This window comes from Actinacidiphila sp. bgisy167, from assembly GCF_057707665.1.
The window spans coordinates 1-24,725 of record NZ_JBYIQP010000008.1 but is presented as its reverse complement, the minus strand read 5'-3'; the positions used below and the strand labels follow the sequence as shown (position 1 = coordinate 24,725).

At 71.7% G+C, this 24,725-nt stretch carries 23 protein-coding genes and 2 pseudogenes; 14 read left to right on the top strand and 11 right to left on the bottom strand.

The features are described from left to right. Nucleotides 1–74: 74 nt before the first annotated feature. Nucleotides 75–1,436, bottom strand: a complete 1,362-nt coding sequence (locus AC3ET4_RS04980; protein ID WP_431946290.1) for a glutamine synthetase family protein — start codon at nt 1,434–1,436, stop codon at nt 75–77. 272 nt (nt 1,437–1,708) lie between these two features. Here AC3ET4_RS04980 and AC3ET4_RS04975 point away from each other — a divergent pair, with 272 nt between their 5' ends. After that, the gene (locus AC3ET4_RS04975; protein ID WP_431946289.1) at nt 1,709–3,466 is read left to right on the top strand and encodes an NAD+ synthase; all 1,758 of its coding nucleotides are present in this window, start codon (nt 1,709–1,711) and stop codon (nt 3,464–3,466) included. Between the two features lie 263 nt (nt 3,467–3,729). Here the strand turns inward: AC3ET4_RS04975 and AC3ET4_RS04970 are convergent, their stop codons facing one another. From AC3ET4_RS04970 to AC3ET4_RS04950, 5 genes are all read right to left on the bottom strand, one after another. Then, nucleotides 3,730–4,446, bottom strand: a complete 717-nt coding sequence (locus AC3ET4_RS04970; RefSeq protein ID WP_431946287.1) for a hypothetical protein — start codon at nt 4,444–4,446, stop codon at nt 3,730–3,732. 303 nt (nt 4,447–4,749) lie between these two features. Beyond that, nucleotides 4,750–5,973 carry an MFS transporter gene (locus AC3ET4_RS04965; RefSeq protein ID WP_431946285.1) on the bottom strand — a complete coding sequence of 408 codons (1,224 nt, stop codon included), beginning with the start codon at nt 5,971–5,973 and terminating at the stop codon, nt 4,750–4,752. 173 nt (nt 5,974–6,146) lie between these two features. Next, nucleotides 6,147–7,067 (bottom strand): endonuclease/exonuclease/phosphatase family protein, encoded by a 921-nt coding sequence (locus AC3ET4_RS04960; RefSeq protein WP_431946460.1) that lies wholly within the window; start codon nt 7,065–7,067, stop codon nt 6,147–6,149. Between the two features lie 295 nt (nt 7,068–7,362). Further along, nucleotides 7,363–8,043, bottom strand: coding sequence for a TetR/AcrR family transcriptional regulator (locus AC3ET4_RS04955; RefSeq protein ID WP_431946283.1), 681 nt, complete (start codon nt 8,041–8,043; stop codon nt 7,363–7,365). Beyond that, nucleotides 8,040–9,644 carry a DHA2 family efflux MFS transporter permease subunit gene (locus AC3ET4_RS04950; protein WP_431946281.1) on the bottom strand — a complete coding sequence of 535 codons (1,605 nt, stop codon included), beginning with the start codon at nt 9,642–9,644 and terminating at the stop codon, nt 8,040–8,042. The genes AC3ET4_RS04955 and AC3ET4_RS04950 overlap by 4 nt, the downstream gene beginning before the upstream one ends. Nucleotides 9,645–9,813: 169 nt before the next feature. Between AC3ET4_RS04950 and panB the strand changes: the two genes are divergently transcribed. The 3 genes from panB (at nt 9,814) to AC3ET4_RS04935 (ending at nt 12,318) form a co-directional block, all read left to right on the top strand. After that, on the top strand, nt 9,814–10,695 hold the full coding sequence (gene panB / locus AC3ET4_RS04945; RefSeq protein WP_431946279.1) for a 3-methyl-2-oxobutanoate hydroxymethyltransferase: 882 nt from the start codon (nt 9,814–9,816) through the stop codon (nt 10,693–10,695). A gap of 364 nt (nt 10,696–11,059) precedes the next feature. Then, nucleotides 11,060–11,611: a sigma-70 family RNA polymerase sigma factor gene (locus tag AC3ET4_RS04940; protein ID WP_431946277.1), complete on the top strand. Its 552-nt coding sequence runs from the start codon at nt 11,060–11,062 to the stop codon at nt 11,609–11,611. Beyond that, nucleotides 11,608–12,318 (top strand): anti-sigma factor family protein, encoded by a 711-nt coding sequence (locus tag AC3ET4_RS04935; protein ID WP_431946275.1) that lies wholly within the window; start codon nt 11,608–11,610, stop codon nt 12,316–12,318. Before AC3ET4_RS04940 ends, AC3ET4_RS04935 begins: the two co-directional genes overlap by 4 nt. 310 nt (nt 12,319–12,628) lie before the next feature. On the opposite strand, the gene AC3ET4_RS04930 is transcribed toward AC3ET4_RS04935, so the two are convergent. Continuing rightward, the gene (locus AC3ET4_RS04930) at nt 12,629–13,285 is read right to left on the bottom strand and encodes a TetR/AcrR family transcriptional regulator (RefSeq protein ID WP_431946273.1); all 657 of its coding nucleotides are present in this window, start codon (nt 13,283–13,285) and stop codon (nt 12,629–12,631) included. A 140-nt stretch (nt 13,286–13,425) separates the two neighbouring features. On the opposite strand from AC3ET4_RS04930, the gene AC3ET4_RS04925 reads away from it, so the two are divergent. Beyond that, a complete protein-coding gene (locus AC3ET4_RS04925; RefSeq protein ID WP_431946271.1) occupies nt 13,426–14,268 on the top strand; it encodes a patatin-like phospholipase family protein in 843 nt (280 codons plus the stop codon). Nucleotides 14,269–14,678: 410 nt separating this feature from the next. Here the strand turns inward: AC3ET4_RS04925 and AC3ET4_RS04920 are convergent, their stop codons facing one another. Beyond that, on the bottom strand, nt 14,679–15,089 hold the full coding sequence (locus AC3ET4_RS04920) for a type II toxin-antitoxin system VapC family toxin (protein WP_189897941.1): 411 nt from the start codon (nt 15,087–15,089) through the stop codon (nt 14,679–14,681). Next, on the bottom strand, nt 15,086–15,361 hold the full coding sequence (locus tag AC3ET4_RS04915; RefSeq protein WP_254705840.1) for a hypothetical protein: 276 nt from the start codon (nt 15,359–15,361) through the stop codon (nt 15,086–15,088). The genes AC3ET4_RS04920 and AC3ET4_RS04915 overlap by 4 nt, the downstream gene beginning before the upstream one ends. Before the next feature lie 590 nt (nt 15,362–15,951). Between AC3ET4_RS04915 and AC3ET4_RS04910 the strand changes: the two are divergent. The 9 genes and pseudogenes from AC3ET4_RS04910 to AC3ET4_RS04870 all read left to right on the top strand — a co-directional run. Beyond that, nucleotides 15,952–16,857 (top strand): annotated as a pseudogene (locus AC3ET4_RS04910) (tyrosine-type recombinase/integrase); the annotation flags it as partial. A 339-nt stretch (nt 16,858–17,196) separates the two neighbouring features. Further along, a complete protein-coding gene (locus tag AC3ET4_RS04905) occupies nt 17,197–17,484 on the top strand; it encodes a hypothetical protein (protein ID WP_431946268.1) in 288 nt (95 codons plus the stop codon). Beyond that, nucleotides 17,466–17,864 (top strand): PIN domain-containing protein, encoded by a 399-nt coding sequence (locus AC3ET4_RS04900; protein ID WP_431946266.1) that lies wholly within the window; start codon nt 17,466–17,468, stop codon nt 17,862–17,864. The genes AC3ET4_RS04905 and AC3ET4_RS04900 overlap by 19 nt, the downstream gene beginning before the upstream one ends. A 65-nt stretch (nt 17,865–17,929) precedes the next feature. Next, a pseudogene (locus AC3ET4_RS04895) lies at nt 17,930–18,252 on the top strand (replication initiator); the annotation flags it as partial. Nucleotides 18,253–18,521: 269 nt separating this feature from the next. Continuing rightward, the gene (locus AC3ET4_RS04890) at nt 18,522–19,001 is read left to right on the top strand and encodes a hypothetical protein (RefSeq protein ID WP_431946264.1); all 480 of its coding nucleotides are present in this window, start codon (nt 18,522–18,524) and stop codon (nt 18,999–19,001) included. A gap of 85 nt (nt 19,002–19,086) precedes the next feature. Further along, nucleotides 19,087–19,350 carry a hypothetical protein gene (locus tag AC3ET4_RS04885; protein ID WP_431946262.1) on the top strand — a complete coding sequence of 88 codons (264 nt, stop codon included), beginning with the start codon at nt 19,087–19,089 and terminating at the stop codon, nt 19,348–19,350. 535 nt (nt 19,351–19,885) lie between these two features. After that, the gene (locus AC3ET4_RS04880) at nt 19,886–20,866 is read left to right on the top strand and encodes an ATP-binding cassette domain-containing protein (protein WP_431946260.1); all 981 of its coding nucleotides are present in this window, start codon (nt 19,886–19,888) and stop codon (nt 20,864–20,866) included. Further along, a complete protein-coding gene (locus tag AC3ET4_RS04875) occupies nt 20,863–21,684 on the top strand; it encodes an ABC transporter permease (RefSeq protein ID WP_431946258.1) in 822 nt (273 codons plus the stop codon). The genes AC3ET4_RS04880 and AC3ET4_RS04875 overlap by 4 nt, the downstream gene beginning before the upstream one ends. Before the next feature lie 10 nt (nt 21,685–21,694). Beyond that, nucleotides 21,695–22,747, top strand: coding sequence for a PHP domain-containing protein (locus tag AC3ET4_RS04870; RefSeq protein ID WP_431946256.1), 1,053 nt, complete (start codon nt 21,695–21,697; stop codon nt 22,745–22,747). Nucleotides 22,748–22,770: 23 nt separating this feature from the next. Here the strand turns inward: AC3ET4_RS04870 and AC3ET4_RS04865 are convergent, their stop codons facing one another. After that, nucleotides 22,771–23,625, bottom strand: coding sequence for an ATP-dependent DNA ligase (locus tag AC3ET4_RS04865; protein ID WP_431946254.1), 855 nt, complete (start codon nt 23,623–23,625; stop codon nt 22,771–22,773). A 138-nt stretch (nt 23,626–23,763) separates the two neighbouring features. Then, on the bottom strand, nt 23,764–24,663 hold the full coding sequence (ligD, locus tag AC3ET4_RS04860; protein WP_431946252.1) for a non-homologous end-joining DNA ligase: 900 nt from the start codon (nt 24,661–24,663) through the stop codon (nt 23,764–23,766). Nucleotides 24,664–24,725: the final 62 nt, after the last annotated feature.

The following is a 24,725-nucleotide window of genomic DNA, read 5'->3' as shown; positions in this document are numbered from 1 at the left end:
GACGCCGGGCCGGCAGCATCACGCTGCCGGCCCGGCGTCGTCTTCGGCGCAGATACCCCCTGCCGAGCCCGCGGCTACAGGTTCGGGAGGTTCTTGCGGAGCTCGAACGCCGTGACCTCGCTCCGGTACTCCTCCCACTCCTGCTTCTTGTTGCGCAGGAAGAAGTCGAAGACGTGCTCCCCGAGGGTCTCGGCGACCAGCTCGCTGCGCTCCATGTACGAGATCGCCTCGCCGAGGTTCTGCGGGAGGGGCTGGATGCCGAGGGCGCGGCGCTCGCCGTCGGAGAGGGCCCAGACGTCGTCGTCGGCGCCGGGCGGAAGCTCGTAGCCCTCCTCGATGCCCTTGAGGCCCGCGGCCAGCAGGACGGCGTAGGAGAGGTAGGGGTTGGCGCCGGAGTCGAGGGAGCGCACCTCGACGCGGGTGGAGCCGGTCTTGCCGGGCTTGTACATCGGGACGCGGATGAGCGCGGACCGGTTGTTGTGGCCCCAGCAGATGTACGAGGGGGCCTCGCCGCCCGCCCCCGCGGTCCGGTTGGCGCCGCCCCAGATGCGCTTGTACGAGTTGACCCACTGGTTGGTGACCGCGGAGATCTCGTGCGCGTGCCGGAGCAGGCCCGCGATGAAGGAGCGGCCGACCTTCGACAGCTGGTACTCGGCGCCGGACTCGTGGAAGGCGTTGCGGTCGCCCTCGAAGAGGGACAGGTGCGTGTGCATGCCGGAGCCGGGGTGCTGGCTGAAGGGCTTGGGCATGAACGTGGCGTTCACGCCCTGCTCCAGCGCGACCTGCTTCATGACCAGGCGGAAGGTCATGATGTTGTCGGCGGTGGAGAGCGCGTCCGCGTAGCGCAGGTCGATCTCCTGCTGGCCGGGGGCACCCTCGTGGTGGGAGAACTCCACGGAGATGCCCATCGACTCCAGCATCGTGATGGCCTGGCGGCGGAAGTCCTGGCCCACGTTCTGCGGGGTGTGGTCGAAGTAGCCGGAGTTGTCGGCGGGCACCGGCACGGTGCCGTCCAGAGGCAGCGTCTTCAGCAGGAAGAACTCGATCTCCGGGTGCGTGTAGAAGGTGAACCCGAGGTCGGAGGCCTTGGCCAGGGACCGCTTGAGGACGAAGCGGGGGTCGGCGTAGGAGGGGGAGCCGTCCGGCATGAGGATGTCGCAGAACATCCGCGCGGTGCCGGGGGCCTCCGCGCGCCACGGCAGGATCTGGAAGGTGCCGGGGTCGGGCTTGGCGATCATGTCCGACTCGTACACCCGCGCGAAGCCCTCGATCGCGGACCCGTCGAAGCCGATGCCCTCGTCGAACGCCTGCTCCAGTTCGGCCGGCGCCACGGCGACGGACTTGAGATAGCCCAGCACGTCGGTGAACCACAGCCGCACAAAGCGGATGTCGCGCTCCTCGAGGGTGCGGAGCACGAACTCCTGCTGCTTATCCATAGCTCTCCAACCTCGCAGGTCATGGGGCCTGTCGTCCGTGCCGGCTCGAGTGAGGGCCGGACCAGTATCGCGCCGCGGGGTTACCGTCCTGTTTCGGCGGCGGCCGGGACCGCCGGACACCCCTCGCCACCATTGTGCTGCACCCTTGCGATCTTGACACAGGGGGACGGCCCCGAAAAGGCCGGTCCGCCGGGGCTTCGAGGGGTCCGAGTGCGCCACTCCACAGGCGTCGCCCACGACATCGCGTCGCTTTGACGATTACACTGAGCGGCGTGCCTCAACTTCGCCTCGCCCTGAATCAGATCGACTCCACCGTCGGCGACCTCGCCGGGAACGCGGAGTCGGTCGTGCGCTGGACCCGGCACGCGGCCGAACAGGGAGCCCACCTCGTGGCCTTCCCGGAGATGGCGCTGACCGGGTACCCCGTCGAGGACCTCGCCCTGCGCTCCTCGTTCGTCGAAGCCAGCCGTGCCGCCCTGGAGGCGCTCGCCGGACGCCTGGCGGCCGAGGGCCTGGGAGAGGTGCCGGTGGTCGTCGGCTACCTCGACCGCAGCGAGAAGGCCCAGCCCCGCTACGGCCAGCCCGCGGGCTCCCCGCGCAACGCCGCGGCCGTCCTGCACGGCGGGAAGGTCGTGCTGAAGTTCGCCAAGCACCACCTTCCGAACTACGGCGTCTTCGACGAGTTCCGCTACTTCGTCCCCGGCGACACCCTCCCGGTGATCCGGGTGCACGGGGTCGACGTCGCCCTGGCCATCTGCGAGGACCTGTGGCAGGACGGGGGCCGCGTGCCCGCCACCCGCACCGCCGGCGCCGGACTGCTGCTCTCCGTCAACGCCTCCCCGTACGAGGTCGCCAAGGACGACACCCGTCTCGACCTGGTACGCAAGCGCGCCCAGGAGGCCGGCTGCACCCTGGCCTACCTCGCCATGATCGGCGGGCAGGACGAGCTCGTCTTCGACGGCGACTCGATCGTCGTCTCCGCGGACGGCGAGGTGATCGCCCGGGCCCCGCAGTTCGAGGAGGGCTGCGTGCTGGTCGACCTCGACCTGCCCGCCGCGGACCCCGCGAGGGTGCCGAGCGGCGTCGCCGACGACGGCCTGGAGATCGAGCACGTCACCCTCTCCGCCGAGCCGCTGCCCGCGTACGAGCCCGAGGTGCACGGCGGCGAGGCCCCCCGGCTGGGCGACGACGAGGAGATCTACACCGCGCTGGTCGTGGGCCTGCGCGCGTACGTCGCCAAGAACGGCTTCCGCTCGGTGCTGATCGGCCTGTCCGGCGGCATCGACTCGGCCCTCGTCGCTGCCATCGCCTGCGACGCGGTCGGGGCGGCCAACGTGTACGGCGTCTCGATGCCGTCCCGGTACTCCTCCGACCACTCCAAGGACGACGCCGCCGAGCTGGCCCGGCGCACCGGGCTGAACTTCCGCACCGTGCCGATCGGCCCGATGTTCGACGCCTACATGGGCGCCCTGGGGCTGACCGGGCTGGCGGAGGAGAACCTCCAGTCGCGCCTGCGCGGCACGATGCTCATGGCCATCTCCAACCAGGAGGGGCACATCGTCCTGGCCCCGGGCAACAAGAGCGAGCTGGCGGTCGGCTACTCCACGCTCTACGGCGACTCGGTGGGCGCCTACGGGCCCATCAAGGACGTCTACAAGACGACCGTCTTCCGCCTCGCGAAGTGGCGCAACCAGGCCGCGGCGGAGCGGGGCCAGACCCCGCCCATCCCCGAGAACTCCATCTCCAAGCCGCCCAGCGCGGAGCTGCGGCCCGGCCAGGTCGACACGGACTCCTTGCCGGACTACGACGTCCTGGACCGCGTGCTGGCGATGTACGTCGACCAGGACCAGGGGCGCGACGCGATCGTCGCCGCCGGGTTCGACGGGGAGCTGGTCGCCAGGGTGCTGCGGATGGTGGACACGGCGGAGTACAAGCGGAGGCAGTATCCGCCGGGGACGAAGATCTCCGCGAAGGGGTTCGGCAAGGACCGGCGGCTGCCCATCACGAACCGGTGGCGCGAGCACGCGTGACGCCGCGCCGGCGGACTTCGCGGGCCAGGGTGCCCCTTGCGGCGCCTTGGTCGGGAGCCGGATGTTCGCTCTGTGGTCCGCAGCGACCGCACCGCCCTCCCCGGGCCTGGGCGTGGGGAGGCGGTGCGGTCGGGCCACGTGCGGTGGGTGGGAGTCCCGTACGGTTCGTCGAACCGGGCCGTGTCGCTTCGAGTTCCGGCTCCCGGCGCCCCGTCGGCAAGGCCCTGTGATGGTCCCGTCGTCCGCCGGGGTTCCGAGGGGGCCTAGGAAGCCCCGCCGACGATGGTCTCCATGTCCCGGGTGATCACAACGATGCGGTCGATCTTGCCGTTCACGTCCACGTGCTGTGTCTCCCAGCCCTCCACCTCGGTGCTGTCCGGCATCGCGAGGAACCACTGCCACAGGACATCGTCGCGGTTCCGCAGGACCTCGCCGACCTGCAGCAGCGCCACCGGCGCAGCTTCGTGGATCTTCGCGACCCATTCGCTGCAGGCGTCGCGCCCCTCTACCACGTAGTGCTCCACGAAGGTGAAGTCCTCCGCGTACGCGTCCTTGATCAGCGTTTGGCGTTCGTCAGGGTCGGTCTCGCGCCACGCTTGATTGTGGGCACGGATGACGCGCCAGGCGAGATCGCTGTGGTCGGCGTACAGCACCTTGAGGCGGGTGATGCGCCCGCTGGCGTCCAGCCATGCGGTCGCGGTTCCGCCGGCCTCGTACGCGCGGCCGTGCGAGTCCTCTCCGGTCTCCTGCCAGTCGGCGGTCACGACCCCGTCGGCGTCGGCGGTGACAAAGGAGGTGTGAGCGGAGTGCTGCCTCCTGGTCGCGAGTCGACGGTGGAAGGGGATGATCCACTCCCCGGCGGCGTACTCGCCCCCGTAGAAGACCTCGGCGTCCGGCGCGAAAAACGTCTCGAACCGCTCGTCAGGATCGCTCTCGTCAGAGTCGAGGAGCCCAAAATATCGTTCGAAAACAGTCGACATCGTTGCCGACCCCTCCCGGTTGCGTGGTCAAGCGGCGGTAGCTCCGGAACGCGGCGATCGCCGCATGATCAGAATAGCCAATTTGCTACGCGAAGCAAGTAATTGGCTGCGCGAAGAAGCCAGGCGCCGAAGTGGAAGGGTTTCGTCGTCGAGCAGCGCCGGAGCGACCGGCCCCGGGTCGTCGCGAGCCACCGCCCGCAAGGTGAGCGGAACGGTCCGAGCGGTCCTCGGCCCGTCCCGTACACCCCGCCGGCATCGGTCCCATCGCCGGCACCGCGCGCAAGCACCGGGCGGGGCGTACCGTCAGCGCACGCGTTCCCGCACCGGGGGCCGCCCCGAGACGACGAGCCGGGACCCGGACGCCCCCACGACCGGCACGGCCGACGCACGCCGCTCCGACAGCGCCGCCGCCCCGGCGATGACCAGCCCGGTGACCGCCAGTGCCGCACCCGCCACCGCCGGAGCGGTGTACCCCAGGCCCTGTGCCAGCACGACCCCGCCCAGCCAGGCACCGCCGGCGTTCGCCAGGTTGAACGCGGCCTGGTTCGCGGAGGACGCCAGCGAGGGGGCGTGCCGTGCCTTGTCCATGACCAGCATCATCATGGGCGACCCCGTCGCGAACGCCGCGATCCCGAGCAGGACGACCGTGAGCGCCGCGCTCCAGCGGGCGTGCGCGGTGACCGTGAACAGCAGCAGGACGAAGGCGAGCGCGCCCAGCCCGCCGAGCAGGGACGGCCGCAGGGCGCGGTCGGCCAGACGGCCGCCGAGGAGGTTGCCGATCGTCGCGCCGACGCCGAAGAGGGCGAGGACCAGCGTGACGCTGCTCTCCGCGAACCCGGCGACCTCGGTCAGCAGGGGCGTGACATAGCTGTAGACGGCGAAGACGGCGGCGAAGCCGAAGATCGTGGTGCCGAGCGCCAGCCAGACCTGACCGCTGCGGAAGGCCGACAGCTCCCGGCGCAGCCCGCCGCCGGGAGCGAGCGGGATGCGGGGGACGAGCGCGGCGATGCCGGCGATGGCGGCCAGGCCGATGACGCCGACGGCCAGGAAGGTGACGCGCCAGCCGAGGTGCTGGCCGAGGAGGGTGGCGGCGGGGACGCCCACGATGTTGGCGACGGTGAGCCCGGCGACCATCAAGGAGACGGCACGGGCCCTGCGCGCGGGCTCGACCATGCCGGCTGCGACGACCGCGCCGACGCCGAAGAAGGCGCCGTGCGGGAGCCCGGACAGCACGCGGCCGGCGAGCAGCCAGCCGAAGCCGGGGGCGAGGGCGGAGAGCGTGTTGCCGACGGTGAACAGGCCCATGAGGGACAGCAGCAGGGCCTTGCGCGGCATCCGGGTGGTGACCGCGGCGAGGAGGGGGGCGCCGATGACGACGCCGAGGGCGTAGCCGGAGACGAGGTAGCCGGCGGTCGGGATGGTGGTGTGCAGGTCGTCCGCGACGTCGGGCAGGAGGCCCATGATCACGAACTCCGTCGTACCGAGGCCGAATGCGCTGATCGCCAGTGCGAGCAGGGCAAGAGGCATGGCAGGCCTTTCCGGGGCAGGGCGGGGAGCAGTTATTAGTTTAACTGCGAAACAAAGTCCGCCCGGCCCGATCTTCCCGTAGGCGCGAATCCCTGGTGGAAGATTGGCCGCCCGGCTGCGCGAGCGCCCCTGCCACGGGAGCGGCAGCTTCTACGGGAGGCCCTACAGCGGCCCTACGGAAGTGCCACCTTCGCCGCCACCGGCCGGTGGTCGCTGCCCGTGACAGGCAGCACCCAGGAGTCGGTCGGCTCCACTCCCCTGACGAGGATCTGGTCGATGCGGGCCGTGGGGAAGCGGGCCGGCCAGCTGAAGCCGAAGCCGTGGCCCGCGGCGCCCTGGGTGGAGCGCATCTGGGAGGTGATGTTGGCGAGCGCCCGGTCGTTCATCGTGCCGTTGAGGTCGCCCAGGAGGATCACGTCGGGCAGCTTCTCGTCCGCGACGGCCTCCCCCAGCGCGTCGGCGCTGTGGTCGCGCTGGCCCGCGGTGAAGCCCGCGTTGAACTTGACCCGCACCGAGGGCAGGTGGGCGACGTAGACGGCGACCTTCCCGCGCGGCGTGGCGGCGGTGGCACGCAGGGCGCGGGTCCAGCCGAGCTCGATGTCCACCGGGCGCACCTGGGTGAGCGGGTACCTGCTCCACAGGCCGACGGTGCCCAGCCTGGCGTGGTACGGGTAGCGGGCCTCGAGCCCCGACTCGTAGACGGAGGCCTTCCCGGCCGGGATCTCCTCCAGCGCGATGAGGTCGGCCCCGGAGCCGACGAGGGCCTGGGCGGTACGGCCGGGATCGGGGTTGTCGGCGTTGACGTTGTGGGTCAGCACGGTCAGGTCGCCCTCGCCGGTGTCCTTGTCCGTGAGGAGCCCGCCGAAGAAGTGCACCCACACCACGGCCGGCAGCGAGACGGCGATCAGCGCCGTGGCCGAGCGCCGCAGCAGGCCGACCACCAGCAGCACCGGCAGCCCGAGCCCGAGCCACGGCAGGAAGGTCTCCAGGAGGCTGCCCAGGTTGCCGACCCGGTTGGGCACCGCCCCGTGGAAGGCCAGCACCACCGCGATGGACAGGGCCAGTACGGCCGTGACGATCCCCCGTCGCCACATGCCGACGCCGAACACCCGGTACCGCCTAAGGCGCCCGAAACGTCCGTCCGCGTCCGCACCCCGCGACCCGCTGCCGCTGTCGGTGGCCACGTCCGCCTCGTACGCCTGCGCCATGGAGGAGTCCTCACTGTGTTGCCAGGTGCTCAGTCGACCATAGGGGATCGACCTCCGAAGGACGGGACTCGCCGGGCGACGGGTTCCCGCCGCCCGGCGAAAAGGGAGCTCTGTGACACAACGAGCACATTCTCCTTGCGCCCTCCCGGCTGCTCAGTGCCTGGCGCGGACGCCGTGCAGCTCAGTGCCTGGCGCGGACGCCGCGCAGCACCGAGTCGACGATCAGCTCGGCCAGTCCCTCCGGCAGCGCCGCGTCGGGGCGCAGCATCGAACGGGACAGCATGGGGCCGGTGAAGAGGTCGCCGAGGAGTTCCGGGTCGATGTCGTCGCGGATCTCGCCGGCGCGGACGCCGCGCCGCAGGACGTCGCGGACCTGCTCGCGGCGGGCCGCGATGACGGTGTCGTGGTAGGCGGCCCACAGTTCCGGCTCGGTCTGCGCCTGGGCGACGACGTTGCGCAGCAGGGCGGAGGAGCGCTTGACCAGGGCCCTGCGCCGTATGAACTCGACGCAGGTCACCAGGTCGTCACGGACCGAGCGTCCGGCGAGTTCCGGGGTCTGCTCGTCGACGGACTTCATGACGTCGAGCATCAGCGCGTTCTTGCCCGCCCAGCGCCGGTAGACGGTGGCCTTGCCGACCCCGGCGGCGCGGGCGATGCCCTCCATCGACAGGTCCCCGATCGTGGCGCCCCCCTCCAGCAGCTTGAGGACGGCCTCGATGATGGCGGTGTCGGCGGCGGCGCTGCGCGGGCGGCCGCGCGGGACGCGCGGGGCGGCCTCGGGGACCGCACCGGCTTCGGGCTCCGTCCCGGCGTCCGGCTCCGTCCCGACCTCGGGCTCCGTCGCCGCCGACGTGCCGGTCACCGCTTCGCCCCCACGGGGCTGACCTCGCGGTCCCCTCCGCCCGCTGATCGCGCCCCAGGGGTGCGGCCGGGCAGGAAGAACAGGACGACGAGCATGCCGAGAAGCGCGACACCGCTCGCGACATAGGCGGTGACGTGCATGGCGTCGAGGAAGGCGTCCGTGGCGGGGCCCATCAGCGCCTTGCCCGCGGGGCCCATGCCCTCGGCCACGGCGCGCGTGGCCTCGATGGACTCGCCGGCCTGGTGCTGCACCCCTGCGGGGAGGCCGCTCAGGTGGTCTGCGATGCCGTCACGGTAGACCGTCGACATCAGCGAGCCCAGGACCGCAACGCCGAGCGCGCCGCCGACCTGCCGGAAGGTGTTGTTGACGGCGGAGCCGGAGCCGGCCTTCTCGCGCGGCAGCGAGGACATGATCGCAACGGTGGCGGGCGGCATCACATGGGCCATGGCCGTGCCCATGAGGAAGAACAGCACCTCCAGCTGCCAGATGGGGGTGTCGGCGTCCAGCACCTGGAAGCCGAGGAAGCTGAGGGCTATCAGCGCCAGCCCGGCGGCACAGGTGGCGCGGGCGCCGATGCGCTCGACGACCAGCCGGGCTCGCGGCGCGAAGACGAGCTGGGCGACCGCGAGCGGCAGGAGCAGCAGACCGGACTGCAGGGCGCTGTAGCCGCGCACGCTCTGGGTGTAGAAGACCATGAAGAAGGTCACGCCCATGAGCGCGAAGAAGACCAGGCCGATCGCGGAGACCGAGGCGGAGAAGGTCGGGTTGCGGAAGTAGGAGACGTCGAAGGCCGGGTGGCTGCTGCGGGCCTCGTGCCAGACGAAGGCGCCGAGCACCGCGAGGCCGCCGAGGACGGCCGCCAGGGCCGCGGGGGCGGTGAAGTCCGCGAGCTGGCCGCCCTTGATGATGCCGTACACCAGCAGCACCAGGCCGACGATGGACAGCAGCACTCCGAGGGGGTCGAGCCGGCCCGGCCGCGGGTCGCGGGAGTCGGGCACGATGAGCACCATCGCGACCAGGGCGACGGCGATGATCGGCACGTTCACCAGGAAGACAGAACCCCACCAGAAGTGCGCCAGGAGCAGTCCCCCGGTGACCGGGCCGATGGCTATCGCGAGGCCCACGGCGCCGGTCCAGATGCCGATCGCCTTGGGCTGCTCCTCGCGCTCGAAGACGTTCATGATGATGGCGAGCGTGGCGGGCATGACGAAGGCGCCGCCGAGTCCCATGACCGCGCGGAAGGCTATCAGCTCGCCGGAGGACCCGGCGAAGGCCGAGAGCACGGAGCCGACGCCGAAGACGGCCATGCCGAACAGCAGCACCTTCTTGCGGCCGAGGCGGTCGCCGAGCAGGCCCGCGGTGAACAGCAGGCCGGCGAAGACCAGCGTGTAGGAGTTGATCGCCCACTCCAGCTGGCTCTGGGTGGCGCCCAGGCCGGTCGGGGCGGGCTCGGCGATGGTCTTCATCGCGACGTTGAGGATCGAGTTGTCCAGGACCACCACGAGGAGGCTGAACAGCAGGACGGTCAGGATCCCCCAGCGGCGGCTGTGGACCGCCTCGGGAACGCGGGGGCTCGGCGGCTGCGAGGTGTCGGCGGGCATGTGGCAAAACTAAGACCAGATTTCCGATACGGGACCGTCTCGTATTGTAAAAGCTGGGCAAAGGCGCGTGGAGGACGCCCCCCTTTGCGCGAACCACGGCACATGTCAGCATGGAAGCGGTCCGGGGACGCCGTCAGGGCGCCTCGAGATGACACAAGGAGCCGTTCCCATGACGCATGCCGTTTCGGCTGCCCAGACGCCCGCCCAGCCCGCTCCCGACAGCAGCAAGGCGCTGTACGGAGGCAAGGGGACCCGGCGGATCACCGTCCGGGACATCGCCGCCGCCAAGGAGCGCGGCGAGAAGTGGCCCATGCTCACCGCCTACGACGCCATGACCGCCTCCGTCTTCGACGAGGCCGGCATCCCCGTGCTGCTGGTCGGCGACTCGATGGGCAACTGCCACCTCGGCTACGACAGCACCGTCCCGGTCACCCTGGACGAGATGACCATGCTGTCCGCCGCCGTCGTGCGCGGCACCAAGCGCGCGATGGTCATCGGCGACCTGCCGTTCGGTTCGTACCAGGAGGGCCCGACGCAGGCGCTGCGCAGCGCCACGCGGCTGGTCAAGGAAGCCGGGGTGGGGGCCGTGAAACTGGAGGGCGGCGAGCGCTCCGCCCAGCAGATCGAACTGCTCGTCCAGGCCGGCATCCCCGTGATGGCCCACATCGGCCTCACCCCGCAGTCGGTCAACGCCTTCGGCGGCTACCCGGTCCAGGGCCGCGGCGAGGAGGCCGCCCAGCAGCTGCTGCGCGACGCCAAGGCCGTGCAGGGCGCCGGCGCCTTCGCCGTCGTGCTGGAGCTGGTCCCGGCCGAGCTGGCCACGGAGGTCACCCGCATCCTGCACATCCCGACGGTCGGCATCGGTGCGGGCGTGGAGTGCGACGCCCAGGTGCTGGTCTGGACGGACTTCGCCGGGATGACCGGCGGCCGGGTGCCGCGCTTCGTCAAGCAGTACGCGGCGCTGCGCGAGACCCTCGGCGGCGCGGCGAAGGCTTTCGCCGAGGACGTCGTGGGCGGCGCCTACCCGGCCCCGGAGCACAGCTTCCACTGACCCTCCGATGACCTGCCGCGCCGCTGGGCGCGACTCCCCCTGAGGCGGTGCGACCCACCGCCGGCTTCCGCCCTGGGCACCCCCTCCCCGGGGCGGAAGGTTTTTCCCGGGGACGTTGAGCACATCCGCCCCCGCCCCCGTATGAGTGGGCGACCGCCCGACCGGGGGCGGGGCACCGACGAGAGAGTGCCGGGGGCCTTGGCATGCATGTACGGAACGCGCACCGGGCGGTGCGGGCGGGCGCCCTCGCCGCCGACGGGGCGGTCGCCGCCTCCGCGGGCGCTTCGGGCGCCTCCCGCGCGCACGGACCGGGCGGGCGCTGATGGGACGGCAGGCTCTGCGACGACTCGCCCCGCGGCGGCCGATGGGGCAGGATGCGTCCGTGGCCGACCATCGCTCCGGTGGGGGACCCGAGGAGGACCTCGTACGGGCGCTCTACCGTGAACACGCGGGCGCCCTGTTCGCCTACGTCCTCCGGCTGGTCGGCGGTGACCGCTTCCTGGCCGAGGACGTCGTGCAGGAGACCCTCCTGCGGGCGTGGAAGAGCGCGTCGCAGCTCGACCCCACAGCGCGTTCCCTGCGGCCGTGGCTGGTGACGGTCGCACGGCGCATCGTGATCGACGGCCACCGCAGCCGTCAGGCACGGCCCCCGGAAGCCTCCCCGGCCGCCCTCGACCAGCTCCCGGCCGAGGACGAACTCGACCGCTCCCTGAGGCTGATGACGATCTCCGACGCACTGGACGATCTCACCGAGGCCCACCGCCAGGTGCTGATCGAGACGTACTTCAAGGGCCGGACGGTCAACGAGGCGGCGGCGGAGCTGGGGGTGCCGCCCGGCACGGTGCGCTCCCGGGTCTTCTACGCCCTGCGCTCCCTGAAAATCGCTCTTGAGGAAAGGGGTGTGACCACCTCGTGACGGTCCACGGTTACGACTCCGGGGCGGGTACCCCCCAGGACCCGCATGTCGACGTCGGGGCCTATGTCCTCGGGGTCCTCGACGAGGCCGACATGGCGCGCTTCGAGCAGCACCTCGCCCTCTGCCACCAGTGCGGGAAGCAGCTGGACGAGCTCAGCGGCCTGGTGCCGGTGCTCGCCGAGCTCGCCCCCGCCGGCGCCGGCGCGCCCGTCCCGCCCCCCGGCGACAAGGCGCTCGGGCAGCTCCTCGTCAAGGTCGCCGACGAACGCAGGATCCGCTCCCGGCGCAGGGTGTTCGCGCTCGCCGCCTCGGTGGCGCTGATCGTGGCGGGCCCGACCGCCGCGGTGCTCGCCACCGACGGCTCGGACGAGCCCAGGGCCAAGGCGTACGCGGAGCAGTTCACCGGCGCCGACAACGCCACGGGCGTCAAGGCGACCGTCGGCGTCAACGAGAAGAAGTGGGGCAGCGAGGTGGGCCTCACCCTCGCCGGGGTCCGGGGCCCGCTGACCTGCCGCCTGGTCGTCGTCGGCAAGGACGGCTCCCAGCAGACGGTCAGCACCTGGAGCGTCCCGGCGACGGGCTACGGCACCTCCGGCCAGCCCGATGCGCTCACCCTGGACGGGTCGGCGGGGCTGCAACCGGACGACATCTCGCGCTTCGACGTCGTCACGTCCCAGGGGCAGCGGCTGGTGTCGGTTCCCACGTAGAGCCCCGCGGGGCCCGACGCCCGAGGGGGACGCACGGTGCGCGTCCCCCTCGGGCGTCGTTGTTCACGCCGCCGCCCCGGCCGGTGCTCTGCGGCGGCCCGCGCGAACCCCGACGTTCCGGCCCGAGACCGTCTCCACGCCAGGCTCTGCCACCACCCACAGCGGTAGCGATGGGGGTGGGTGCGGCATGCCCCCGAGGAGCACGGGATGGGGCGCTCAGCGAGCCTTGTCGGCCCGATCGCGACACCAAGGCGGAGCAGTCACTGGTGCGGCCTGGCCTGTCTGCCCGTCCGTGCGGGCCAGCGGCCTCTCAACGCCGCCTCTGCGGTCCCAGATCGCGCAGCACCTCGCCGAGCTGCCGGGAATCGAGGGCAGGCGCGGGCAGGGGGGACGCGGTCGGGCTGGTGCGAAGTCCGTCGAGGAGCAGAGCAAGGGGGCGGAGCCAGGCGTCCGGGGCGACCGTGGTGAGCGCTGGGACAGCCCTGCCCAATGCCGCCAAGGTGAAGAGCAGGTCCTCGGTGGTGACGTCCGGGCGGACGGTGCCCTGTTCCCGACCACGCCGCAGCAGTTCGTCGATGGTTCGGCGGTTGTGGGCGTGAATCACCTCGAGGGAAGCGACGCCTTCCAGATTGGTGGTCATCAGGTCGTTGGTACCGCGGTCCGCGGCCAGACCCGCGAACACCGTCCGCAGGTATTCCGTCAGTCCCTCCCATGCGTCCTCGGTCGTTCGCGCCCTCTCGCCGGCCGCCGCGGTCTCCGTGAGCGCTTCCCGGAAGACCTCGTCGACGAGCGCGGCACGAGTCGGAAAGTGGCGGTAGAGGGTGGCGTTGCCCAGGCCCGCCCGCCGGGCGATCTCATCTAGCGGGGCGTCCAGGCCGTGCTCGGAGAAGACCTGGCGGGCCACGTCCGTCAGCAGCTTGCGGTTGCGCAGCGCATCGCGGCGCCCTACCGGCGAACGGCCGCCCATCGTGTCTCCCTTTCCTCACACCGTACCGGGGAGTGCTCCCCGGTACGGATGGTACCGTCGCAGGGGCAACCGGGGACCAGTCCCCGCTTTGCCTTCCCGCGGGCGGCTCGCTCGCGGTCGTTCACGAAGAGGGGGAATACATGTCCGGCACCGCACTCGTGCTCGGCGGCGGCGGACCGGTGGGGGGAGCCTGGTTGACCGGGGTGCTCGCCGGGCTCGCCGAGGCCGGGATCGATCTCGACGACGGCGCGGACGTCGTGATCGGCACTTCCGCCGGTGCCGTCTTCGGTTCCCGACTCCGGTCCGGCGCCCCGGCCGCGGAACTCTACGAGCGTCAGCTCTCCGGCGCGGACGCGGTCCGTCTGCCGGTGACGGTGCGCCAGACGGCGCGCTTCCTGTGGGCGGCGCTCGGTTCCCGCGATCCCCAGCGGTCCGTCGAACGCCTCGCCCGGGCCGCATCGGACGCCCGGACAGGCCCGCAGTCGAACGTCTTCGACACGATCGGCGGGCTCCTGGGCGACGTGCGCGCCTGGCCCGAGCGGGAGTTGCGGATCGCCGCGGTCGACGCGCAGAACGGGCGGACCGAGGTGTTCGACTCGCGCTCCGGAGCGACCCTCCTCGAAGCCGTGGCGGCGAGCTGCGCCGTGCCCGTCGTATGGCCGCCTGTCACCGTGCGGGGCCGGCGCTGGATGGACGGCGGCAGCCGTTCGACCGCCAACCTCCAGCTCGCACGTGGGTACCCGCGGGTACTGGCCGTCGCGCCGGTCCCCCGGGCGGTCGGGCCGCATCCCAGCGCCTCGCAGCAGGCTGCGGAACTCTCCGACGCCGGAGCGCGCGTCGTCCTGCTGTCCCCGGATCGCACCGCGCGGCGCGTGATGGGCCGCAACATGGCGGACGACGCACGCCGGGCGGCTGCCGCCCGCGCGGGCTACGCCCAGGCCCGTGGGCTGGCCCCTTCGGTGGCCGCCGTCTGGCAGGGGTGACGTGCCTCGAGGACCGCGCCGCCGCGAGGCGAGGGCGGGCGCCGAAACGGCCGACTCCCCTTCGTACGCGGTAGGGCGGTACAACCGGCGATTCCCGGACCTGACCGCGCGGCGAAACCCAGGAAACAGCCCTTGGACTTAGCGCCGACCGAATCCGCAAACTCATGAAGGCTCATCGGGCTGCCCTGGAACTCGTAAGTGCGAGTGCCATCCCCCCACAACCCTGGATTGCGAACCAAGATCGGCGTCGACCCCGCCACCACATAGTACGTGTGCTACGCGACCCCTCCCCACCTGCGTTTTCGCAGGTCACCGGTGGTTTCGTGCTCCGCTGGCGTCCGTGGCTGTGCCCTGGTGTCCGCGCTTGTTGCCGTCAGTACTGCCGTCAGGGGTATGGGCCGCTGGTCGGGCTACGGCAGGAGTGTCAGCGCGGGGACGTGGGCGGGCTTGACGACGCTGAAGTGTCGCCGGTCGAGGGTGGCTACCCGGTCCACGCCGAAGCGCTCGGCCACCGCGATGACCGAGGCGTCGACCCCGCCGAGCGGGAAGTCGGCGTACTGGAGGACCAGCTCGCCCATGCGCGTCAGGTCGGTGGGAGTGAGGTGGACCAGCTCGAATGTTCCCCGTGCGACCTCGGCGAGGAACGCCGCTTCGACCTGGGGCCAGCGCTCCAGGAGCCAGCAGACCTCGGTCATGACCGGGCTGGGCAGCAGGCGGCGGCCGGTCAGCGACGTCAGCAGGGAGGCGCACTCGGGGTGGCGCCGGTCGGCCGCGTTGAACGCCGCGGCCAGGGGGCCGGTGTCCAGGACCGTGGCGATCACGCCGAGTCGCCGAAGCGCTCGCGCATCCGCTCGCGGATGTAGTCGTCGTGCCGCTCGGCCAAATCCTCTGGGCCGTTCACGCTGCCGATCAGGGCCAGCAGCCCGGCCGGGACCGACTCCTCGTCCTCGTTCGCTTCGACCGCCGGCAGCGACTGGGCGACCTGGGACAGTTCCTCGTCCTGGGTGACGAGCAGGCGCAGGCGTCGGACCTGGGTCGGGGTGAGCCGGTCCACCAGGTGGTGCATGTCCTCGTAGTCGTATGCAGCGGTCACGCCAGCAGTGTAGGACGACCCCACCGCCTCGGACAGCCGGATCAGCAGAAGGTTCACCACCGCTGGCGTGGTGCCGACCACCGCCCTCGGTGAGCCTGCGCGACGCACGTGAAGGGTCGGCCCCCTGGTCGGCCCCGTGCCTGCGACCCGGCCGTAGGACGGTCGTAGGCGATAGCTTGCTCCGCCAGGAGCCCGGCTCCGATCATCCCGGCGATCTGGCCGGTTGCCGCTCCCGCAGCCCGGCTACCGCTTCGGCTCGGCCCTCCAGTAGCGCCTGATCGCGGGAGCAAGCGGCGGGGCTTGTCGGCGACGGCGGTCAGCCTTGGCGGGCGGGCCCGCCTTGAACCTCGAAGAGAAAATCTGAACGCAGCCCGGGAGCCCGCCCGGCGCGGCGGGTCAGTGGTCCTGCTCCTCTCCGCCCGCCTCCAGGGCCTGGACGCGGTGACGGAGGTCGGCGATCTCCTCGAGGGCGTCGGCCAGGGCACGTTCCAGCGCCTCGACGCGGGCCGCCGTTCCGCTTGCGGGTTCGGTGACCTCCCTGCCGTCTTGGTCATCAGCCTCGGCATCATGGTCGGGGTGGTCGCGGTGGCGCCCGCGACGTCCGCACCTTCCTCGACCGCCTCCGCGTCGCTTGCCAGTGCTGCACCCAGGGGCAGGACGCCGACCGGCGCTCCTGCTGCGCCATCGGCCAGTGCTGCAACAAGCGGCTCTCCCCGCTGACTGTGACCTACGTCCACTCGGTCCTCAAGTCCGCCCTGGAGCACGCCGTCCGCGAAGACGACCTTCCCCGTAACGTCGCCCGAAATGTCAAGATCCCGGCACCCCGCCCCCGGCGCTTCAAGCCCTTCACCGCGAGCGAGGCCCGGCAGTTCCTCCACGCAGCCAGCAGCGACCGGCTCCACGCCCTGTACGAACTCGCCCTGCACACCGGGCTCCGCAAGGGCGAACTCCTTGGGCTGCACTGGGACGACCTTGACCTCAACACAGGAACCGCCGCCGTCCACCGTTCCCTCCAGCGCACCCGCACCAGCGGCCTGACCGTCCTGCACACCAAGACCCGTGCATCCGAACGTCGCATCGTCCTCCCCATCGAATGCGTCAACTCGCTGAAGACTCACCGGGAACAGCAGGATGAGGCACGCAAGGCCGCGGGCACGAGCTGGTCGGACAACGGCCTCGTGTTCACCACCCCCACCGGCAGCCCTCTCGAACCCGCCAATCTCACCCGCAGCTTCAGTCGACTCCTCAACCGCGCAGGGCTTCGCCGCATCCGGTTTCACGACCTACGGCACTCGACCGCCACCCTGCTTCTGGAACAGGGCGTCGACCTCGTCGTGATCAAGGAACTCCTGGGGCACGCCCACATCGGCGTCACCGCCGGCGTCTACGCCCACGTAAGGCTCCGCCTCCAGCGCCAGGCCATCGACACCCTCGGCAACGCCCTCAGGTCGACCGATGGCGACCACGACGACCCACCCGCCGCGGCCGTCGTCCGCTGGCGTTGCCGTCAGCGTTGCCGTCAAACGCCCGAGAGGCCCCACCGAATAGCTATTCGGTGGGGCCTCTCGAAATTTCTACAGAATGTTATGAGCTGAGGCTGACTTACCGAGTCATCTGAAGGCGCTCTTTCCAGTGTTTCCAGTGAAATCTCACCTTGCACCCATGCGGTGACGTATTGCAGGTCATGAACCGAAAGACCGAAGGCCGATCGAAGCACTTGGGCCAGCCGGAACGGCGCCGACCTCAAGTCCGGATGCTTACCGTCAGAGGTCTGAACCTTGGCGAGACAGAGGAAACGGTAGGAACGTGTTCCTACCAAGCGCTATTGTGGAGCCATGACTGCACGGAAGCTGTCGATCTCGGTGCCGCCCGAGGTCGAGGAGACGATCAAGGCGGCGGCAGCGGAAGAGGGCAAGCCGGTCTCCGCGTGGCTGGCCGAGGCCGCCGTCGAGAAGGCCCACATCGCCGCCCTGCATGCGGCGGGCCGTGCCGCTGCCCGCGAGCTGGTGGCCGAGTACGAGAGCGAGCACGGAAAGCTGCCCGAGGAGTCTCGGCAGCGCGCCCGCGAGTTCCTGCTGGAAGCCGGGCTGCTCGACGACGAGCCGTGGCGGGCGGCCGGGTAGTGCGCACGATCGTCTACGACACCGGCGCTCTGCTGGCCGCCGAACGGCGAAACCCGGACTTTCTCGCCCTGCACGACGAGCTGACCGCCGCCCGCATTCGGCCGATTGTTCCGGTGGTAGTTCTCGCTCAGGCATGGCGCGGCGGACCGCAGCACCAGATTCCGCGCGTGCTCAAGGGCTGCGACATCCGCCCCGACGACGAGCGCACCGGTCGCGCCGCCGGTGTTGCCTGCGCGGCCTCCGGGACCACGGACGTCGTCGACGCGATCGTCGTCGCCACCGCGGTCCAGTACCAGGCCGCAGTGGTCACCAGCGATCCCGAGGATCTCAACCACCTTGCCGACTCCATCGGCGTCAAGCTGCGGCTCTTCACCGTCTGACAGCCCACAACGGTCACGTGACTACGCGGGTGTTGGCGGGATCTTGGGCCGGTGGCCTGCCCGGGTTGGGGTCGGGTGCGGGCAGGGGGCCGTACGACTACGCGGGCGCGGTCCTGTGGAACGCCCATGCCCCGGCCCTGTGGGCACGCTTCACCACCACCTGCGCCGCGAGATCGCGAAGGCGGCGGGGCTGACGCAGCGGGCCCTGCGGGACCACGCCACCCTCTCGTACGCGAAGGTCGCCGAGTACCAGAAACGGGGCCAGGTCCACTTCCACGCCGTCATCCGCATCGACGGACCCACCGGCCCCGGCAGCACCCCGCCCGCCTGGGCCACCGCCCAGCTCCTCGACCACGCCGTCCGCGCCGCCGCCACACGCACCCGCGTCCACCACGAGGGCGAACCGGCGAAGCAACCGCAGCCCGCCGGGGACGTTAGTACGTGTGCTGGGCGACCCCTTCCTACCTGCGTTTTCGCAGGTCAACGGCGAATAGGCAGTCCGCTGACGTCCGTGGAAATGCGCTGGTGTCAGGTCGGGTTGCCGTCAGAGGTATAGCCCTGTTGCGACTCCCCAGCAATCGCGATCGTCTCCTTGCCGAGCGCGCCCCGGCCGCGATCCGCTGCCCGAGGCAGGACATCCGAGCTACTGTGGATGTCATGACGACGGCCTACGAGGACGTGCCCTTCAGCGAGCTGCTCCACCACCCCGCTGCCACCGCCCGGCGCCTGGACACGGTCCGCGCCCTGCGCCTGCGCCGACGCGACGCGGGCGACCTCGCACTCATTCGCGCCGACCAGCTGGAGCAGGACTCCACCGTCGTCGACTTCACCGCCCGCCTGCTCGCCGGGCTGGTCCGCACCGAGAACACCGCCGCACTGCGCCAGGCCCTGCCAGATGCCCTGCCCTGGTCGGTCTTCCTCCCCGAGGACGACGTCGAGGCGATGCTCGGCGAGCTCGTGGACACCGCCCGCGGAGCTGCTGCGCTGGAGAACCTCGCACCCATCGCCCTCCTGCTGGCCCAGTGGCGGCACAGCGCCGAGATCTACGCCGACCCAGCCCTGCACGCCATCCTTACCCGCGAGCCCGAGGGCGACCTCGGCACTGTCCCCGTACCTGAAGGCGAGACCGCCGAGTGAGCCCCAAGCGCGGTGACCGCGCGGCCCCGCCCCCTGTCGGCGACGAATGCGACCTACGCTTCGCCAACACCGAGGCGGCCAACGGATGGGACCATCTCTCCCGCCACGCAGCAGGCAACCTCCGCCGCACCTTCGACAAATCCGATCCGCCCCGCGCGCCACCGACGACCCCGAGCGCCACCACCGCCTCAAGGGCAAGCTCGGCTCCACGATCTGGAAGGGGCAGACGCTGGAGCGCTGGCAGTACGAGGTCACCGGCGGCGGCCGCATCTGGTATCTCGTCGACGACGCCAACCGCACCGCTTGGATCACCTACGCAGGCACCGGACACCCCAAAGCCACCGACTGATCTCCCCTCACCTCCTGTCCACCTACCGCGTCCACGATCCGCGGGGTGTTGACCCGATCTTGGGCCGGCGGCCTGCCAGATCCCGGGCCCCGTGGGCGGTCCGGGGGGCTCTCGGCGGCTCGACGGTCGGCCGGCGCATGCGTTGGCCAGTCCAGCAGCGCGGGGACCGCCGGCACCGAACTCCTCACCGTCCCCGAGGTCATGGCCTACCTCAAGGTCGGCCGCTCCACCGTCTACGACCTCATCCACACCCGCCGGCAGCGGGGCCGGTCACCCCTCGGCGGGCCCGGCAACGGGCGCGAAGGGCCACTGGAGACGACCCCGTCACCGACCGGCACGTCGCCGCCTACATCGCCAAGTACGCCACCAAGGGCGCCGAGACCACCACCGGCACCCTCGACCACCGCCTCCGCCTCCTCGCCGAACTCGCGCGGGAGCGGAGGTCGGTGCCATGTCGGTGGGCTGTCGGTGGGCTGTCGGTGGGCTGTCGGTGACATGTCGGTGCCCTGTCGGTGGGGCGCGCGACCGTGGCGGCATGACACAACGAGATGCCAAGGGCGCGGACGCCGCCGTCAGGGTGCGGGGGCTCGTCAAGCGCTACGGGGAGACGAAGGCCCTCGACGGGGTGGACCTCGATGTGCGGCAGGGGACCGTGCTCGGCGTGCTGGGGCCGAACGGCGCCGGGAAGACGACGCTGGTGCGGATCCTGTCCACGCTGATCCGGCCGGACGCCGGCACCGCGACGGTCGCCGGCTACGACGTCGTGGCGCAGCCCCGGCAGCTGCGCCGGGTGATCGGGCTGACCGGACAGTACGCCTCGGTCGACGAGTCGCTGTCGGGCCGCGAGAACCTCTACATGATCGGCCGGCTGCTGGACCTGTCCCGCCGGGACGCCCGCGGCAGGGCGGACGAACTGCTGGAGCGGTTCTCGCTGACGGACGCCGCCCGCAAGCCCGCCAAGCAGTACTCCGGCGGCATGCGCCGCCGCCTGGACCTGGCGGCGTCGATGATCGGACGCCCGGCGGTGCTGTACCTGGACGAGCCGACCACCGGTCTGGACCCCCGCACCCGCAACGAGGTGTGGGACGAGGTGCAGAGCATGGTCGCGGACGGCACGACCGTGCTGCTGACCACGCAGTACATGGAGGAGGCCGAGAAGCTGGCGCACGAGCTGACGGTCATCGACCGCGGCCGGGTGATCGCCGGCGGCCGGGTCGAGGAGCTGAAGGCCAAGGTCGGCGGCCGGACGCTGCAGGTGCGGCCGGTGGACCCGGGGGCGCTGGACGCGATGGCGGCGGCGCTCGGCGCGGGCGCGCGGGCCGTGGCGGACCACACGGGCGGGGTGCTCAACGTGCCGATCCTCAGCGACGGGCAGCTGACGCAGATCGTGGCCTCGCTCGGCGCGCACGGCTTCGCCATCGCCGGCATCGACACCCATCTGCCCAGCCTGGACGAGGTGTTCCTGGCCGTCACGCACGGCAGCGGCACCCGGGAACGAGAGGAGCTCGCGGCATGACCGCCGTCACCGTCCCCGCAGGGGGCACCAGGGCCACGACCGCCGATCCGCGGATCGGGCTGCGCGCCAACCTGCGCCACATCGGCGCCCTCGTGCGGCGCAACGTCCTGCAGATCCGGCAGGACCCGGAGTCGATGTTCGACGCGCTGCTGATGCCCATCGTCTTCACGCTGCTGTTCGTGTACGTCTTCGGCGGCGCGCTCGAGGGCAGCCAGGAGAAGTACGTCAACTACATGGTGCCCGGCCTGATGGCCATGATGGGCATGAACATCGCCATGGCCGTCGGCACGGGCGTCAACTCCGACTTCAAGACGGGGGTGATGGACCGCTTCCGGACGATGCCGATCGCCCGCTCCTCCGTGCTGATCGCGAAGATCGTGGTGGAGATCGGCCGGGCGCTGGTCGCCACGGTGATCCTGCTGCTGATGGGCTTCATCCTCGGGCTGCACGTGGACAACGGCGTGTTCGGGCTGCTGGGCGCGGTGGTGCTGTCGCTGGCCTTCGGGGCCTCGCTGATGTGGGTCTTCATCCTCCTGGGTCTGGTCGCCCGGACCCCCCAGTCCGTCCAGGGGCTCGCCATGATCGTCGTCCTGCCGCTGCAGTTCGGCAGCTCGATCTTCGCCAAGCCGACCACCATGCCGGGCTGGCTGGAGGCCTTCACCCGCTACAACCCGCTGTCCAACCTCGCGGACGCCTCCCGCAACCTGATCAACGGCGGCGCCGTGGCCCACTCGGCGACGATGACGGTGATGTGGGCCGTGGGCATCACGGTGATCAGCGCGCCGCTGGCGGTGGCGAGGTTCCGCGACAAGACGTGATGCTGGAGGCATGGACCCCGTCGAGGCGCTGGACCGGATCGCGTTCCTGCTGGAACGGGACGGCGCCCCGACGTACCGGGTCCGTGCCTTCCGCGGCGCCTCCGCCGTGATCGCCGCGCTGCCGCCGGAGGAGCTGCGGCGGCGGGCGCAGCGGCCGGGCGGCCTGGAGGAGGTCAAGGGGCTCGGGCCGAAGACCGCCGCGGTCGTCCGGGAGGCCCTGGCGGGTGAGCGGCCCGCCTACCTCACCCGGCTGGCGGAGGGCGCCGCGGACGCCGTGGCCCGGCCGGCGGGCGACGCGGGCCGGCGGATGCGGGCCGCGCTGCGCGGCGACTGCCACGTGCACTCGGACTGGTCCGACGGCGGCAGCCCGATCGAGGCGATGGCCCGGACCGCGATGGAGCTCGGCCACGAGTGGGCGGCGCTCACCGACCACTCGCCCCGGCTGACCGTCGCCCGCGGCCTGACCGCCGAGCGGTTGCGCGCCCAGCTGGACGCGGTGGCCGAGCTGAACGAGCGGCTGCCGCCGTCCTTCCGGCTGCTGACCGGCATCGAGTGCGACATCCTCGCCGACGGCGCCCTCGACCAGAACGCGGGGCTGCTGGACCGGCTGGACGTGGTCGTCGCCTCCGTCCACTCCAAGCTCCGCATGGGACGGGACGAGATGACCCGGCGCATGATCTCCGCGATCAGCAATCCGCTCGTGGACGTGCTGGGCCACTGCACGGGGCGGCTGGTGGCCGGCAAGCGGCGCCCGGAGTCGGAGTTCGACGCGGACCTGGTCCTCGCGGCGTGCGAGCGCTTCGGGGTGGCCCTGGAGATCAACAGCCGTCCGGACCGCCTCGACCCGCCGCGCCGGCTGCTGCGCCAGGCCGTCGAGGCCGGCGTGCTCTTCAGCATCGACAGCGACGCCCACGCCCCCGGCCAGCTGGACTGGCAGATCTTCGGTTGTGCCCGGGCCGAGGAGTGCGGCGTGCCCCCGGAGCGGGTGGTCAACACCTGGGACGCGGACACCCTGCTGCGCTGGACCCGCACCCGCGAAATGCCCGCGGCGGCCCGCTCCTGACAGGTGGCAGGCGCGCCCCGCGTTCACGCGTCAGGCCGTACGCGGACGAAGCGGGCGGTCTCGTGGCGTCCGGCCGCCTGGCGCAGTTCCACGGGGAGGGGCTCGCCCAGCATCCACACCGGGCCGTGCTCCGGGTGGTCCGCCGGTTCGCCCGGGCGGTCGCCCACGAGGTCGGCCACCTGCCGTGCCTGCACCGTGGTCAGCTGGGGCGAGGTCTTCACCGTCCGGCCGTCGGGGAGCCGGACGAGCAGGGCCCGCGGCCGCCGCAGCGCGCCGAAGACCCCGAGGAGTTCGCCGTCCGTGGTGTCGGAGTGCCGGATCTTCCTCCAGTTCCAGGTCGCCCCGGCCCGATACGGCGATCTCAGCGCCTTCGCCACGATCCCTTCGACGCCCACGGCTCTCATGTCACGAAACCAGTCGTGGGCCGTTGCCTCGTCCGTCGTCGCCAGCACACGCTGCAGCGGCGGACCGACTCCCGAGAGCGCCGCGCCCAGGAGCTCCCACCGCTCGCCCAGGGGCAGGGCCCTGACGTCCCGGCCCGGGACGGCGAGGATGTCGAACGCGATGTAGGACACCGGTACTCCCGCCCGCTCGCGGTCCCGGTGGGAGCGCAGCAGGTCGGTGAAGCTCAGCCGGCCCTCGCGGTAGGCGCACAACTCGCCGTCCAGCACGGTTCCGGCCGGCAGGTGGGCTCCCAGGTGCGCGGCGATCTCGGGGAACTCCCCGGACAGGTCCCTTCGCGACCGGGACTGCAGGAAGACCCTTTCGCCGTCGAGGACGAAGGCGAGGGCGCGGAACCCGTCGAGTTTGAGGGAGTACTGGCAGCCGCCGGGCATGCTGTCCCCCGGGGGGATCTCGTCCGCCGGCCGGGGTCGCATGACGTCGACCGGTGGTCGAAGGGTTACTGCCGGCGGCGCGGGATCCATGAGGTCAGCTTCGACCCGTGCGCGCCCGGGCGCGGGGAACGGCTCGCCGACGGCGGCGGCCGGCACGGGGCGGTCGGCGCGGGGCGGCTGTCACGGCAGGGTGCCGCGTCCGGTGGCGTCGTGGAGGGCGGCCAGCAGGTCGCCGTGGCCGGCTGCGCGTTCCAGGACCTCGTCCGGGGTGAAGGCGAGGTCCTCGGCCTTCCGGCAGGCGGAGACCTCGTCCCAGGTGACGGGGGTGGCGACGCCGGGACGGTCGCGCAGCCGCAGGGTGTAGGGGCAGGCGGTGGTCTTCGCGGAGGCGTTCTGCGACCAGTCGATGAAGACCTTCCCGGCGCGCAGGCTGCGGGTCATGGAGAAGACGACGAGACCGGGGTGCTCGTCGCGCATGCGGGCGGCGAGCGCCTTGGCGTAGCCCGTGGCGGCGGCCTCAGGCGTCGGCCGCAGCGGGGCGTAGAGGTGGAGCCCCTTGCTGCCGGAGGTCACGGGGAAGGCGCTGAGCCCGTCCTCCTCCATCATCTGCCGCAGGCGTTCGGCGACCCGGCAGCACAGGACGAGGTCGGCGCCCTCGCCGGGGTCGAGGTCGAGGACGAGCCGGTCGTGGGCGTCGCGGCCGCCGGCCACCGTCCACTGCGGGACGTGGACCTCCCAGGCGCCGAGGTTGGCCACGGCGACGAGGGCGGGGACGGAGTCGACGACGATGTGCGGCTCGTCGGCCTCGCCGGCGGTGGTGATCCAGTCGGGTGTGCCGGCGGGCGGGCGTTTGGCGAACCAGCGCTGGGCGTTCGGGCCCTCGGGGGCGCGGACGAAGGAGGCCAGGCGCCCGTCGGCGTGCGGCACCAGGAGCGGGGCGATGCCCGCGTAGTACTGCAGCAGTCGGGCCTTGGTGTGTCCGGTGGCCGGGAAGACGACCTTGTCCAGGTGGGTGAGGACCAGGCGGCGGCCGTCCACCTCGACCGTCTGCCGGTCGGGGGAGGCTGACGGGGCGGGCATGGTCAGGAACGTCCCCCGAAAGGGACAAAAGTATGCGATTCCGTCGCGGGGCCGGGCCTTAA

Coding starts and splice junctions, on each gene's coding strand:
- AC3ET4_RS04980 (WP_431946290.1), bottom strand. CDS start 1,436: ATGGATAAGCAGCAGGAGTTCGTGCTCCGCACCCTCGAGGAGCGCGAC.
- AC3ET4_RS04970 (WP_431946287.1), bottom strand. CDS start 4,446: ATGTCGACTGTTTTCGAACGATATTTTGGGCTCCTCGACTCTGACGAG.
- AC3ET4_RS04965 (WP_431946285.1), bottom strand. CDS start 5,973: ATGCCTCTTGCCCTGCTCGCACTGGCGATCAGCGCATTCGGCCTCGGT.
- AC3ET4_RS04960 (WP_431946460.1), bottom strand. CDS start 7,067: ATGTGGCGACGGGGGATCGTCACGGCCGTACTGGCCCTGTCCATCGCG.
- AC3ET4_RS04950 (WP_431946281.1), bottom strand. CDS start 9,644: ATGCCCGCCGACACCTCGCAGCCGCCGAGCCCCCGCGTTCCCGAGGCG.
- panB (WP_431946279.1), top strand. CDS start 9,814: ATGACGCATGCCGTTTCGGCTGCCCAGACGCCCGCCCAGCCCGCTCCC.
- AC3ET4_RS04940 (WP_431946277.1), top strand. CDS start 11,060: ATGGGGCAGGATGCGTCCGTGGCCGACCATCGCTCCGGTGGGGGACCC.
- AC3ET4_RS04930 (WP_431946273.1), bottom strand. CDS start 13,285: ATGGGCGGCCGTTCGCCGGTAGGGCGCCGCGATGCGCTGCGCAACCGC.
- AC3ET4_RS04925 (WP_431946271.1), top strand. CDS start 13,426: ATGTCCGGCACCGCACTCGTGCTCGGCGGCGGCGGACCGGTGGGGGGA.
- AC3ET4_RS04905 (WP_431946268.1), top strand. CDS start 17,197: ATGACTGCACGGAAGCTGTCGATCTCGGTGCCGCCCGAGGTCGAGGAG.
- AC3ET4_RS04890 (WP_431946264.1), top strand. CDS start 18,522: ATGACGACGGCCTACGAGGACGTGCCCTTCAGCGAGCTGCTCCACCAC.
- AC3ET4_RS04885 (WP_431946262.1), top strand. CDS start 19,087: ATGGGACCATCTCTCCCGCCACGCAGCAGGCAACCTCCGCCGCACCTT.
- AC3ET4_RS04880 (WP_431946260.1), top strand. CDS start 19,886: ATGACACAACGAGATGCCAAGGGCGCGGACGCCGCCGTCAGGGTGCGG.
- AC3ET4_RS04875 (WP_431946258.1), top strand. CDS start 20,863: ATGACCGCCGTCACCGTCCCCGCAGGGGGCACCAGGGCCACGACCGCC.
- AC3ET4_RS04870 (WP_431946256.1), top strand. CDS start 21,695: ATGGACCCCGTCGAGGCGCTGGACCGGATCGCGTTCCTGCTGGAACGG.
- AC3ET4_RS04865 (WP_431946254.1), bottom strand. CDS start 23,625: ATGCGACCCCGGCCGGCGGACGAGATCCCCCCGGGGGACAGCATGCCC.
- ligD (WP_431946252.1), bottom strand. CDS start 24,663: ATGCCCGCCCCGTCAGCCTCCCCCGACCGGCAGACGGTCGAGGTGGAC.